Genomic DNA, 12,942 nt, shown 5'->3' with positions numbered 1-12,942 from the left:
CCTGTGTGGGTAATCTCAGAAGGACTATAAGACAGGACTACTGACAGCATACTGTCAGTAGTATGGCGACAGGAAAAGATAATTGCCTGTCGCTAATTCACAGGCAAAAAAAATCCCGACCTTACGATCGGGATTCCAGTATCTTCACTCTTAATGGTTAAGGAAGAATCGACGGTTGATCCGCCCCTTCTTTCTCGACCTTCTGCTGCAGCATGTGCTCACGCTTCATACCCAGCTTCAGCGCCAGCGCCGATGCCACGTAGATAGAGGATGCGGTACCGATGGAAACACCGATCAGCATCGTCAGCGAGAAGCCTTCCAGTACCGGACCACCGAACAGGAACAGCATCAGAATAACCATCAACGTTGTACCGGACGTAATCAACGTACGGTGCAGCGTTTGAGTCAGTGACACGTTAAAGATTTCGTAAGGCGTACCGCGACGAATTTTGCGGAAGTTTTCACGAATACGGTCAGATACAACGATACTATCGTTCAGCGAGTAACCGATTACCGACATCAGTGATGCGACGATCGTCAGGTCAATCTCGATATGGAACAACGACAGGATCCCAAGTGTGATAATCACGTCGTGCGCCAGAGCGATAACCACCCCCGCCGCCAGTCGCCACTCAAAGCGGAAACCGACGTACACCAGGATGGAGATCAGCGCCGCCATTAGCGCCATCGCACCGGTTTGCGCCAGATCAGCCCCCACGCTCGGACCCACGAATTCAATTCGCTTCACCGCGGCGTTTTGGTTGGTGGATTCGTTAATCACACTCAACACTTTGCTGCCCAGCACCTGACCGCCGTCTGCACCTTCAGTTGGCGGCATACGTACCATAATGTCGTGGCTGCTGCCGAAGTTCTGCAGAAGCGGATCAACGAAGCCCGCTTTCTCCAGTGCATCGCGCATCACGTCCATATCGGCCGGTTTTTCCAGCGTGATTTCAATAACCGTACCACCGGTGAAATCGAGACCCCAGTTAAACCCGCGTACGCCCATCACCACGATGGCCGCAATCAGCAGGAAACCTGAAATGCCGAAAGCCCAGTAGTCCCAGCGCATAAAGTCCCAGACTTTACGGCCGTGGTTTAATTGTTCAACAGTATATTCCTGTGCCACTTCGCACTCCTCAGATTGACAGCTTTTTGACGCGCTTGCCGCCATACAACAGGTTTACGATGGCACGTGTACCGACAATCGCGGTAAACATCGACGTCGCCACACCAATACCGGTAGTAATCGCGAACCCTTTAATTGCCCCGGTGCCAACTGCGTACAGGATGATGACCTTGATCAGCGTCGTAATGTTCGCATCAAAGATGGAGCTAAATGCGCCCGCATAACCTTCGTTGATGGCCTGCTGCACCGAACGCCCGTTACTCAACTCTTCTTTGATACGTTCGTTGATCAGTACGTTCGCATCGACCGCGACGGCAAGGGTTAAGACAATCCCCGCAATCCCCGGCATACTTAGCGTAGCGCCCGGCAGCAACGACATAATACCGACAATCAATACCAGGTTAGCAATCAGCGCACTGGTCGCAATCAGACCGAACTTCTTATAGAAGAAGATCATGAACAGGATAGACACCACCAGACCGGCCAGACACGCTTCCAGACCCTGTTTAATGTTCTGCATACCCAGGGTTGGGCCGATGGTACGTTCTTCCACAATCTGAATCGGCGCAATCAACGCACCGGCACGTAACAGCAGAGAAAGCTGACGCGCTTCGTTCGGGTTGTTGATACCGGTGATACGGAAGCTGTTACCCAGGCGAGACTGGATATTGGCAATGTTAATCACCTCTTCCTGTTTCACCAGTACTGCACGACCGTTAGCATCTTTCTTACCGCTGTCTTTGTACTCCACGAACAGGGTCGCCATCGGCTTACCGATGTTGTCCTTGGTGAAGTTGGACATGATGTTACCACCCGCGCTATCCAGCGAGATGTTAACCTGCGGCTGATTATATTCGTCCTGGCTGGAAGTGGAATCGGTGATATGGTCACCGGTCAGGATCACGCGCTTGTACAGCACAACAGGCTGACCTTCACGAGACTGTTTCACTTCCGAATCACCCGGAACACGACCCGATGCTGCAGCGGACTGGTCAACGTTGGTGTTTACCAGACGGAACTCCAGCGTCGCGGTTGCGCCCAGAATTTCTTTCGCACGCGCGGTATCCTGAATACCCGGCAGTTCGACCACGATGCGGTCAGCACCTTGACGTTGTACCACCGGCTCAGCAACACCCAGTTGGTTAACACGATTACGCAGAATGTTGATGTTCTGCTGTACCGCGTACTCACGGGCTTCACTCAGGCGCGCATCGGTCATTACAGCGCGCAGTGCATTGCTGCCCTGGCTGGAAATAACCAGATCCTGGTGACGTTTGCTCAAGTAAGAGATAGCTTCATCACGGGCGCTGCTATCACGGAAAGTGATGCTCAGACCGTAGTTATCTTCTTTGCGAACGGTAGTATAAGGAATGCCTTTTTCACGCAGATCGCTGCGCAGGCTATCGATATTTTGTTCCTGCAACTTACTCAGCGCGGTATCCATATCCACTTCCATCAGGAAGTGAACGCCGCCACGCAGGTCAAGACCGAGTTTCATCGGTTCTGCATGAATGGCAGCCAGCCAGCGCGGGGTTGCCGGAGCAAGGTTAAGCGCCACGACGTACTGATCGCCCAGTACGCCCATTAATACTTCACGTGCGCGCAGTTGGGTATCAGTGGAGTCGAAGCGCGCGAGAATAGCACCCTCTTCCAGAGCCACAGACTTAGGTGTGATTTTATCTTCTTGTAACGTTTTCTGGACCTGGATCAGCGTTTGCTCACTGGCGGCGGCACCGCGCACGCCAGTGATTTGAACAGCCGGATCCTCACCATACAGGTTGGGAAGCGCATAGAGCAGACCGACGACAATAACGACGATCAGCATGACATACTTCCACAAAGGATAACGGTTTAACACGGCAGTTCCCTTTGGGAAAACAATAAATTACAGCGCCTTCATGGTGCCTTTCGGCAGAACGGCAGCTACGAAATCACGTTTAATAACCACTTCAGTGGTGTCGTTCAGCGCGATAGCGATGTAGCCAGATTCTGCTACTTTGGTCACGCGACCCACCAGACCACCGTTAGTCAGCACTTCATCGCCTTTCGCAATGGAGTTCATCAGATTTTTGTGTTCTTTGGTACGCTTTTGCTGCGGGCGCAGGATCATGAAGTAGAAAATCAGACCAAACACCACCAGCATCAGAATCAGAGACATCGGGCTGCCCTGCGCCGGAGCACCTGTTGCCGCTACCGCATCAGAAATAAAAAAGCTCATTCAAATTCCCTCATTATTAAAATTAATCAACGTTCACAGGTGGAACTGGTCTACCCTGACGTTGGTAAAAATCAGTCACGAAGCTCTCTAATTTACCCTCTTCAATAGCCTTGCGTAAACCCGCCATCAAACGCTGGTAGTAGCGAAGGTTATGAATCGTGTTGAGACGCGCGCCCAATATTTCGTTGCAACGGTCGAGATGATGCAAGTAAGCGCGCGAATAATTGCGACAGGTGTAGCAATCACACTCAGCATCGAGCGGACTGGTGTCGCTTTTATGTTTCGCGTTACGAATTTTTACCACGCCGTCAGTCACAAACAAATGACCATTACGGGCATTTCGCGTTGGCATCACACAGTCAAACATATCGATACCGCGACGCACGCCTTCAACCAGATCTTCTGGTTTACCGACGCCCATCAGGTAACGCGGTTTATCTGCCGGAATCTGCGGGCAAACATGTTCCAGAATGCGGTGCATATCTTCCTTCGGCTCACCGACAGCCAAACCGCCGACAGCGTAGCCATCAAAGCCGATATCTACCAGACCTTTGACGGAGATATCACGTAAATCTTCGTAAACACTGCCCTGAATGATGCCAAAAAGCGCATTTTTGTTGCCGAGGCTATCAAAACGGTCACGGCTGCGCTTCGCCCAACGCAGAGACATCTCCATCGAGCGTTTAGCATAGTCCCAGTCGGCCGGATACGGTGTACATTCGTCGAAGATCATCACGATATCGGAACCGAGATCGTATTGAATCTCCATCGACTTCTCGGGATCGAGGAAAATCGGATCGCCGTTGATCGGGTTACGGAAATGCACGCCTTGTTCGGTTATCTTCCGGATATCGCCCAGGCTGAACACCTGGAAGCCGCCGGAATCGGTGAGGATCGGCCCTTTCCACTGCATAAAATCGTGCAGATCGCCGTGCAGTTTCATGATTTCCTGCCCCGGGCGTAGCCACAGGTGGAAAGTGTTGCCGAGGATGATCTGTGCGCCGGTCGCTTCAACTTCTTCCGGCGTCATGCCTTTTACTGTGCCGTAAGTACCGACCGGCATAAAAGCAGGCGTTTCTACTACGCCACGATCAAAAACCAGGCGGCCGCGGCGAGCGCGACCGTCTGTGGTATCCAGTTCAAATTTCATCTTCACTCCTGCGTCAGAAAAACAGTCCGACGTTTTAAACACTCATGCCGGAAACTTATTCCCCGACACGCTCAGAAATAGCCTGCGGATTGTACGTGATAAACATCGCATCCCCGTAACTAAAAAAGCGATATTCCGCTTTTACCGCTTCATGATAGGCGTGCATGGTGTTTTTATAACCAGCAAATGCGGAAACCAGCATAATCAGTGTCGATTCCGGCAGGTGGAAGTTGGTGACCAGAGCATCAATCACCTGATATTTATAGCCTGGATAAATAAAGATTTGTGTATCGCCGAAGAACGGCTCGATTAGATCGTTTTTGGCCGCCTGCGCCGCACTTTCCAGTGAACGTACGGAGGTGGTGCCCACCGCAATCACGCGGTTACCGCGCGCTTTCGCCGCCAGCACCGCGTCCACCACATCCTGCGGCACTTCCGCATATTCGGAGTGCATAATGTGTTCTTCAATAGTGTCTACGCGCACCGGCTGGAAAGTGCCCGCTCCAACGTGCAGGGTGACGAACGCCATTTCAATGCCTTTATCGCGCAGTTTAGCCAGCAGCGGATCGTCAAAATGCAGACCCGCGGTCGGCGCAGCGACGGCACCCGGTTTTTCGCTGTACACGGTCTGGTACAGCTCGCGGTCGGCGTCTTCATCCGGACGGTCGATATACGGCGGCAACGGCATATGGCCAATCGCGTTGAGGATATCCAGCACGCTGCGTTCGTCGTTAAACTCAACTTCAAACAGCGCGTCATGGCGCGCCACCATCGTTGCTTTAATGCTTTCGTCATCGCCCAGCAGCAGCTCGGCGCCCGGTTTCGGCGCTTTCGAGGCACGAATATGCGCCAGAATACGTTTGTCATCCAGCATACGCTCGACCAGCACTTCAATTTTACCGCCGCTGGCTTTACGACCAAACAGACGCGCAGGAATGACGCGGGTGTTGTTAAAGACCAGCAAATCGCCAGGGTTGAGCTTATCGAGCAAATCGGTGAAAGTACCGTGCGTCAGCGCGCCCGTCGGCCCGTCCAAAGACAGCAAGCGACAGCTACTGCGCTCAGCTTGCGGATAGTGGGCAATCAGGGATTCGGGTAGTTCAAAGGTGAAATCGGTAACGCGCATGACACTGACTCAGACTAAAATAAGAGGCGGGTAGTCTAGTGCCGGGGCGTTCTCCCTGCAACCTTTACCCCTCTGGATAAACATTTAACGATGAATTTTCTTGCACATTTGCATCTCGCTCACCTTGCCGACAGTTCGCTTTCCGGCAATCTGCTGGCCGATTTTGTCCGGGGTAATCCGGAAACGCACTACTCGCCTGATGTGGTAGAAGGCATCTTCATGCATCGTCGTATCGACGTGATGACAGATAACCTGCCGCAGGTGCGTGAAGCCAAAGAATGGTTTCGTAGCGAAACGCGCCGCGTCGCGCCGATTACGCTGGATGTCATGTGGGATCATTTTCTGTCGCGCCACTGGTCGGAGATCTCCCCTGACTTCCCGCTGACGGACTTTGTGCGCTATGCCCGTACCCAGGTAACCACTATTTTGCCGGAATCGCCGCAACGCTTTATCAATCTGAATAACTATATATGGTCAGAGAAATGGCTTGAGCGCTACCGGGACATGGATTTTATCCAGAACGTCCTGAACGGCATGGCCAGCCGCCGTCCACGGCTCGATGCCCTACGCGACTCATGGTATGACCTCAATACGCATTACGATGCGTTAGAAGAGCGATTCTGGCAGTTTTATCCGCAAATGATGGACCAGGCGCGGCGTAAAACCCTTTGATTGCAACCCGCATTCCCCGCCGGATAAGCCGTAGCCGTCATCCGGCAAAAGATTGATAGACAAAACCTGTCTCATTGATTGCCAACGCCTCTTTGTCTTATTCACGAACACTCTCTATACTGGCCCGCGTTGCGTTCCAAAAACCCCTTAACATTGCAGGAGAATTATATGGTACTGGTAACTCGTCAGGCTCCGGATTTCACAGCAGCTGCGGTACTGGGTAGCGGTGAGATCGTTGAAAACTTCAACTTCAAACAGCATACCAACGGTAAAACTACCGTTCTGTTCTTCTGGCCGATGGACTTCACCTTCGTTTGCCCGTCTGAACTGATCGCATTCGACAAACGTTACGAAGAATTCCAGAAACGCGGCGTTGAAGTTGTTGGCGTTTCCTTCGACTCCGAATTTGTCCACAACGCATGGCGTAACACCCCTGTCGACAAAGGCGGCATCGGTGCAGTGAAATACGCAATGGTTGCTGACATTAAACGCGAAATCCAGAAAGCCTACGGCATCGAGCACCCGGAAGCTGGCGTTGCTCTGCGCGGTTCTTTCCTGATCGACGCTAACGGCGTTGTTCGCCACCAGGTGGTTAACGATCTGCCGCTGGGTCGTAACATCGACGAAATGCTGCGCATGGTTGACGCGCTGCAGTTCCACGAAGAGCACGGCGACGTATGCCCGGCACAGTGGGAAAAAGGTAAAGAAGGTATGAACGCGTCTCCGGACGGCGTAGCAAAATACCTGACCGAGAACGTTTCCAGCCTGTAATTGGCATGAATCAACAAAAGGCCCGCTAGTGCGGGCCTTTTTCTGATGTCAGAACTCGGAATGCCCGATGGCGCTGCGCGTATTGGCCCTACGCGAGCAGACACTTGTTGTCTCATTATACGGCCGATGAATAATCGCATACAGGTACAAACCAAACGTTGAACATCAAGGCGCCGGCGGAACCGCATCCATTTGAACCTCCCAGGAATAGTAGTCATCCTCAACCAACGTTTCTTTGATTTTTGACGCCAGCGCGACACTTCTCTCTATCTCTATTTTCGTCATTTGTAGCGGAATCAGATTTTTTAAGTTAACGTTGTTATATTCATTCAGAATATTTTCTTTATATCTTTCCGAAGCATGTCTTTTGTAACCTTCTTTATTAAAATAGATAAAGGAATCGTTAGCAATCATAGACCATGCATATGCCATTTCAATATCTCGTTTAACGCTAACACCATAAAAATAAAACTCACTCAATCTTATTTGTGCATACTGAGAACCGTGAATTCCACTCACCTTATAAGCAGAAAAACTATCTTCAAGCTCTTCTCTTGTTAAATTATCTATTCTGTTTTCCAGAGAATTTAGCTGCTTATTATTACTATCTTTATACGAAAAACCGGAAGGAAATAAAATGCAATCAGCCAGATAAGAATGGATATGATAGCCTCCCTTTATGGCGTAACGAGTATAACGAATCAACCTTTTTCGTACATCTTGTGCTAACGGGTTGAAGGTCGAATTTGTCTCACCCGCACTCCATAAAAGGCCATTAGCAGCAAGCCTGCTCGCCAAGGGATACTGTAAATCAGCTAGTCGGGTGATAAATTCACTATAATTCATATTAAATACATCAGGCCGTCGAAGAGACAAACCATCATAACTCACTAATCTGTGAGCATTGCTCCTGATGAAATCATCTAAAACATCATCGTCACCAACTTCTTTCTGAATTCTGGCATACTGAATCATAGCATTTTTATCCCACAACCAGGCATGACGAATCAATTCAATAAGTTCTGTTTCATCCTCAATTTGTGGTATTTCTGGTGTTATAGCCTCTACCATTTTCCATGAATACTCAACTGTCCATAACTTATCTTGCGGAAGTAATGCGGCCGCGATGACATAATCCATATAAATTTCCTTTAGTCGCTATGAATGATAAAATTTATCAACATCCAGAACATTCAAACAAAATTCAAATCATCATAGTTAAACACATCACTGGTAACGGTCCTATCTAACTTCTCACCATTTCGATATTTTCTGCATGGCCAGATCTGACCATCAACTAAGCTTTCATACTCTCTATCATTTGAAAATCGTTTCTTCACTTTACTTCCGGATTTATAGCCCCATAATAATAGCTCTTGCTTTCCAAACAAATCTATTGCTACATAATCATTCACTGTTTTTCTATATTTGCAGTCTTCCAATCCGGGGCCATAGTTAAATGACGCATAAACCATTTGGCCAATAACATATGCTGATGATTCATGTCTGGAAAATGCGCGAGCAATACACTCCCCACCACTACGCTGATCTAAATTATCACTTTCATATCGACCAGATCGGCAACTATGTAATACCAAATAACCCTTTTCAGGATTCCAGATTAAATTTTCAAGAGATTCAACCACCTCAGCCGTAATATGCTCCCCCTTCTTAATTGATATCCTATCTGGATTGCTGTGAGCAAAAAATTGAATTTCACACAAATCATATTTAGGTTGACCTGATTTATTTAGCTTGCAAATATCATAGAATATCGCGGTCCAAATTTTTTCGAAGTCGGCCAAACTCTTGAAGATCATCGGTCCTTTTACTTCACCTTTGGGATACTTAGATTCAAGCCGCTTTTTCTTGAATTCCGCCGCTTTCAACATCTCGGCACCACCGTGTCCACCATAGGCTATCATCACGTCATATCGAATAGGTCGTGAAATTGCAACATGAACAACATTGGGTTCACCATTGTCATTTGATCTTCTGGTTTTTCCTAAAGATATATCATTTACTGGCATTTCAGCTCCTACAATTACAAATGCTTTACTACCCAACTAAACACGTCACCAATAATATTCATTTAATTAATAACAACTCATTATTGTAATTAATCACGCATTATTTTAACTTATGGTTAGTAATATTGTGTGAGCTACCTTCATATTTTGATTGATTTAATTATGCAATCAAGCTTTGATAGCCAATAATAAAAAATAAAATTTACACTTTACAAACAATACAAATAATCATAAGAACTACATTCTTACATTGAAAATATAACTATGTTGGTGCGGATAGAGAAGATTACACGGCCCCGGCTTTACGCCGTAGTAAGAATGGCATAGCGACCTTTAGGAAGATGGTTTTGTGGCAACCGTAGACAATTGGCTGTAGCAAAGCGAAATGCAGATGTATGAACCCCATTGCCTGATGGCACTCAGCATAGCAGGCTTACAAGGATTATCTAACTTATCGAAGTTGCGATTCTTTGTTGGCCGGATAAGACGCAAAGCGTCACCATCCGGCATTAAAAACGTTACAGTCAGAACGCGAAGCAGGAACAGCCAAGCGCCCCCCAGAAAGCCCGGTCATCTGACACCGGAATGCCTGATTGACGCGCAATATCATGCTGATGACCGTGTACGCCACAGCTACCACAGCACTGATGCATCTGCACCATTGCGCCAATTTTTGCCGCAGCAGGCGGCGCTGAGCGATAGTGCCCCGGCACCTTCACCACCGGCGACCAGTCCGGCACAACCGGGATGGCTGGTGGTGCCAGCGGGGTGAAATGCCCTGCCGCATACACGACTTTGCCATCGACAATGGTCATCACTGACTCAATGCCTTTGATCTCTTCTTCCGCCACGTTGAAGTAATCTTTAGACAGCACCACCAGGTCGGCCAGTTGATCTTTCTCGATTCGCCCTTTCTTACCCTGCTCGCTGGAGAACCAGGCGCTGCCAGCGGTCCACAGTTCCAGCGCCACGTCGCGCGGCAAGCGGTTGTTATCATCGTACATCGCCATACCGCCAACGGTGCGGCCCGAAACCAGCCAATAGAGCGCGGTCCACGGGTTGTAGCTAGCCACACGGGTGGCGTCAGTCCCCAGCCCTACCGGAACTTCAGCCGCCAGCATTTTCGCCACAGGCGGCGTGTGTTTGACCGCATCTTTGCCATAACGATCGACAAAATATTCGCCCTGGAACGCCATTCGGTGCTGAACAGCAATCCCGCCGCCCAGCGCTTTAACGCGCTCGATATTCCGTTCAGTAATGGTTTCGGCATGATCGAAGAACCAGTGCAGGCCATTGAACGGGATATCACGATTCACCTTCTCAAACACGTCCAACATGCGGCTGATAGATTCATCGTAGGTGGCGTGCAGGCGGAACGGCCAGCGGTGCTCCACCAGGTGTCGCACCACGCGCTCCAGCTCATCTTCCATACCCTCCGGCAGGTCCGGGCGCGGCTGGAGAAAATCTTCAAAATCCGCTGCCGAAAAGACCAGCATTTCCCCGGCCCCATTGGCGCGGTAGAAATCGGTTCCCTGCCCCGGTTTGAGCATATCGGTCCAACGTTCAAAGTCTTCCAGTTCCTGTTTTGGACGCTGGGTAAACAGGTTGTAGGCAATACGCACAGTCATCTGCTTGTTGGCGTGTAACTGCTCAATGATCTCGTAATCTTCCGGATAGTTCTGGAAGCCGCCGCCCGCATCGATGGCACTGGTCAGCCCCAGACGGTTCAGTTCACGCATAAACTGGCGGGTCGAGTTAACCTGCATTTCCAGCGGCAGTTTTGGTCCTTTTGCCAGCGTCGAATAAAGGATCATGGCGTTTGGTTTAGCGATCAACATCCCGGTCGGGTTGCCGTTGCTATCACGCACAATCTCACCGCCCGCCGGATCCGGCGTCGCTTTGGTGTAGCCGACGGCTTTCAGCGCAGCGCGGTTCAGCAAAGCCCGGTCGTAGAGATGCAGAACAAAAACCGGGGTATCCGGAGCAGCTTCATTCAGTTCTTCCAGGGTTGGCATGCGACGTTCGGCAAACTGGAATTCGCTCCAGCCGCCCACCACGCGTACCCATTGCGGCGACGGCGTTCTGTCCGCCTGGTCTTTGAGCATACGTAGGGCGTCCGCCAGCGACGGCACGCCTTCCCAACGTAATTCCAGGTTGTAATTCAGTCCACCACGAATAAGGTGCAGGTGCGAATCGTTCAGGCCCGGGATCACCGTATGTCCTTGCAGATCGACAACCTGCGTCCCTTCGGCAGCAAAGCTCATTACCCGCTCGTGACTACCGGTCGCCAGGATCTTTCCGTTGGCAATCGCCACCGCCTCGACCTGCGGGCGTTGCCTATCGAGAGTATGAATTTTTCCGTGAATCAGAATCAGTGTGGCAGTTTGAGACATAACAATCTCCTGAGATACCGGTCAGGCTTTTTTCAGCCATCCGGCAAACAGACGGGTTACGATGGGCATCCAGAACCAGACCACCAGCGCAACCACACAGGCATCATTGATGAGATGCAGGAGTAACGAGCCCTTCATTGCAGGCAGCACAATGCCGGTCAACCACGGCACCAGATTGGTGCTAGGAAATATCACCAGCAGGGTTATCAGAAACTGTTTCCAGCGTTTGGGCTGGCGTACATGGGGCACTGGCGGCGTAAACCAGAATGCCGCTTCGGTACGAATTTCGGTTTTATCACCTTCCGCCAGCAGTGGGACGATCTCTTCCACCAGCACGCGGCGCGTATCAGACTGGGTCCAGTTATACAGATGCTCAAGCGTGTCGAAGCGAATAATGATATTCCACAGGTTGTCGCCATCCGCAGGGCGAATCACGTTCGCCCCGAGATGACCGGGAAACTCGGCCGCCACCGGCATAATTTTCCCCAGCCATTGCTCATACCGCTGCGCCTGCTCAGGCAGCAGGGTGTGGGTAATCACCAACGTCACATGTTTGTTCTGCGCCATGAAGGGTTCCTTGTTGAGAGGAAACAGGCCGCTTAGGCCAGGAAAGCAATACACAAAATCATTCATGGTGCATCGAGGCGGCAAGGTTGTGGATCCCCGGGAGCTTTCATAAGTAAGTGACCGGGGTACGCAAGCGAAGCCAACAAAGATGCAACATGAAGGATGACGTGTATTTAGGCTTTACGTTCTGGCGCGCCATGCACCATGGTATAGGCATAATCCACGCCCATACCGTAGGCGCCGCTGTGCTCGCGTACCAGATCCATGACGGCGTCGTAGGTTTCTTTGCGGGACCAGTCGCGCTGGTACTCAAGAAGAACCTGTTGCCAGGTTACGGGTACGGCACCAGCCTGTACCATGCGGTCGATAGAACGCTCATGGGCATCCACGGACGTGCCACCGGAAGTGTCGGTCACCACATATACTTCATAACCCGCTTCCAGCGCCATCAGTGCCGGGAAAGTCAGGCAGACTTCGGTCCACAGCGCGGAGATAATCAGTTTTTTACGCCCAGTCGCTTCCACGGCCTTCACAAACGCCGCATCTTCCCAGGAGTTCATCGAGGTGCGTTCAATGGGTTTTACATCAGGATGAACCGCTAACAATTCTGGCCAGATATATCCGCTAAAACTTTTCGTTTCAACAGAAGTATAAATCACCGGAACATTGAATATTTTCCCGGCTTTCGCTAATGCCACGGTATTATTTTTTAAAGTCTGGCGATCGATATTCGCTACACCAAATGACATTTGCGGCTGATGATCAATAAAAATAAGCGTAGAGTTTTGAGGGTCAATCAGTTCCCGAATAGACATATCACACCTTCTTAATCAATAAGTTAAAAGGCAACGGTCTGTATCTGCCGTCAGCAGCAGGATCCTGAATC

The 12,942-nt window shown here is 50.3% G+C and carries 12 protein-coding genes; 2 read left to right on the top strand and 10 right to left on the bottom strand.

Features of this window, described 5'->3' with window-relative positions; all coding sequences use genetic code 11:
• Nucleotides 1–157 precede the first annotated feature (157 nt).
• Genes secF through queA form a run of 5 tightly spaced genes read right to left on the bottom strand, consistent with a single transcriptional unit; the run spans nucleotide 158 to nucleotide 5,623 of the window.
• Nucleotides 158–1,129 carry a protein translocase subunit SecF gene (secF, locus tag OGV98_RS14940; protein WP_003021550.1) on the bottom strand — a complete coding sequence of 324 codons (972 nt, stop codon included), beginning with the start codon at nucleotides 1,127–1,129 and terminating at the stop codon, nucleotides 158–160.
• 10 nt (nucleotides 1,130–1,139) lie between these two features.
• Nucleotides 1,140–2,987, bottom strand: a complete 1,848-nt coding sequence (secD, locus tag OGV98_RS14935; protein WP_003021547.1) for a protein translocase subunit SecD — start codon at nucleotides 2,985–2,987, stop codon at nucleotides 1,140–1,142.
• A 27-nt stretch (nucleotides 2,988–3,014) separates the two neighbouring features.
• Nucleotides 3,015–3,347: a preprotein translocase subunit YajC gene (gene yajC / locus OGV98_RS14930; protein WP_003021544.1), complete on the bottom strand. Its 333-nt coding sequence runs from the start codon at nucleotides 3,345–3,347 to the stop codon at nucleotides 3,015–3,017.
• A 22-nt stretch (nucleotides 3,348–3,369) separates the two neighbouring features.
• Nucleotides 3,370–4,497: a tRNA guanosine(34) transglycosylase Tgt gene (gene tgt / locus OGV98_RS14925; protein WP_003021535.1), complete on the bottom strand. Its 1,128-nt coding sequence runs from the start codon at nucleotides 4,495–4,497 to the stop codon at nucleotides 3,370–3,372.
• Nucleotides 4,498–4,552: 55 nt separating this feature from the next.
• Nucleotides 4,553–5,623 (bottom strand): tRNA preQ1(34) S-adenosylmethionine ribosyltransferase-isomerase QueA, encoded by a 1,071-nt coding sequence (queA, locus tag OGV98_RS14920; RefSeq protein WP_202580721.1) that lies wholly within the window; start codon nucleotides 5,621–5,623, stop codon nucleotides 4,553–4,555.
• Between the two features lie 90 nt (nucleotides 5,624–5,713).
• Between queA and acpH the strand changes: the two genes are divergently transcribed.
• Nucleotides 5,714–6,295 carry an ACP phosphodiesterase gene (gene acpH, locus OGV98_RS14915; protein WP_210943512.1) on the top strand — a complete coding sequence of 194 codons (582 nt, stop codon included), beginning with the start codon at nucleotides 5,714–5,716 and terminating at the stop codon, nucleotides 6,293–6,295.
• Between the two features lie 168 nt (nucleotides 6,296–6,463).
• Nucleotides 6,464–7,066 carry a peroxiredoxin gene (locus tag OGV98_RS14910; RefSeq protein WP_003021524.1) on the top strand — a complete coding sequence of 201 codons (603 nt, stop codon included), beginning with the start codon at nucleotides 6,464–6,466 and terminating at the stop codon, nucleotides 7,064–7,066.
• A gap of 165 nt (nucleotides 7,067–7,231) precedes the next feature.
• On the opposite strand, the gene OGV98_RS14905 is transcribed toward OGV98_RS14910, so the two are convergent.
• The 5 genes from OGV98_RS14905 to OGV98_RS14885 form a co-directional block, all read right to left on the bottom strand.
• A complete protein-coding gene (locus OGV98_RS14905) occupies nucleotides 7,232–8,206 on the bottom strand; it encodes an SEL1-like repeat protein (protein ID WP_048233177.1) in 975 nt (324 codons plus the stop codon).
• Nucleotides 8,207–8,259: 53 nt separating this feature from the next.
• The gene (locus OGV98_RS14900) at nucleotides 8,260–9,096 is read right to left on the bottom strand and encodes a hypothetical protein (protein WP_202580723.1); all 837 of its coding nucleotides are present in this window, start codon (nucleotides 9,094–9,096) and stop codon (nucleotides 8,260–8,262) included.
• 524 nt (nucleotides 9,097–9,620) lie between these two features.
• Nucleotides 9,621–11,489 carry an amidohydrolase gene (locus OGV98_RS14895; protein WP_202580724.1) on the bottom strand — a complete coding sequence of 623 codons (1,869 nt, stop codon included), beginning with the start codon at nucleotides 11,487–11,489 and terminating at the stop codon, nucleotides 9,621–9,623.
• Nucleotides 11,490–11,510: 21 nt separating this feature from the next.
• Nucleotides 11,511–12,056 (bottom strand): antibiotic biosynthesis monooxygenase, encoded by a 546-nt coding sequence (locus OGV98_RS14890; protein WP_286551659.1) that lies wholly within the window; start codon nucleotides 12,054–12,056, stop codon nucleotides 11,511–11,513.
• A gap of 173 nt (nucleotides 12,057–12,229) precedes the next feature.
• Nucleotides 12,230–12,871, bottom strand: coding sequence for a hydrolase (locus OGV98_RS14885; RefSeq protein ID WP_003021513.1), 642 nt, complete (start codon nucleotides 12,869–12,871; stop codon nucleotides 12,230–12,232).
• Between the last annotated feature and the right edge of the window lie 71 nt (nucleotides 12,872–12,942).

This window comes from Citrobacter sp. Cf136 (genome assembly GCF_030333815.1).
In the GTDB taxonomy this organism is placed as follows: Bacteria; Pseudomonadota; Gammaproteobacteria; order Enterobacterales; family Enterobacteriaceae; genus Citrobacter; species Citrobacter freundii.
Note: the sequence above shows the minus strand (reverse complement) of the source record. Positions and strands in the feature narration are given on the sequence as shown.

What these genes read in the sequence shown, in the direction of transcription:
- yajC (WP_003021544.1), bottom strand. Translation starts at nt 3,347, where the DNA reads ATGAGCTTTTTTATTTCTGATGCGGTAGCGGCAACAGGTGCTCCGGCG.
- tgt (WP_003021535.1), bottom strand. Translation starts at nt 4,497, where the DNA reads ATGAAATTTGAACTGGATACCACAGACGGTCGCGCTCGCCGCGGCCGC.
- queA (WP_202580721.1), bottom strand. Translation starts at nt 5,623, where the DNA reads ATGCGCGTTACCGATTTCACCTTTGAACTACCCGAATCCCTGATTGCC.
- acpH (WP_210943512.1), top strand. Translation starts at nt 5,714, where the DNA reads ATGAATTTTCTTGCACATTTGCATCTCGCTCACCTTGCCGACAGTTCG.
- OGV98_RS14910 (WP_003021524.1), top strand. Translation starts at nt 6,464, where the DNA reads ATGGTACTGGTAACTCGTCAGGCTCCGGATTTCACAGCAGCTGCGGTA.
- OGV98_RS14905 (WP_048233177.1), bottom strand. Translation starts at nt 8,206, where the DNA reads ATGGATTATGTCATCGCGGCCGCATTACTTCCGCAAGATAAGTTATGG.
- OGV98_RS14900 (WP_202580723.1), bottom strand. Translation starts at nt 9,096, where the DNA reads ATGCCAGTAAATGATATATCTTTAGGAAAAACCAGAAGATCAAATGAC.
- OGV98_RS14895 (WP_202580724.1), bottom strand. Translation starts at nt 11,489, where the DNA reads ATGTCTCAAACTGCCACACTGATTCTGATTCACGGAAAAATTCATACT.
- OGV98_RS14890 (WP_286551659.1), bottom strand. Translation starts at nt 12,056, where the DNA reads ATGGCGCAGAACAAACATGTGACGTTGGTGATTACCCACACCCTGCTG.
- OGV98_RS14885 (WP_003021513.1), bottom strand. Translation starts at nt 12,871, where the DNA reads ATGTCTATTCGGGAACTGATTGACCCTCAAAACTCTACGCTTATTTTT.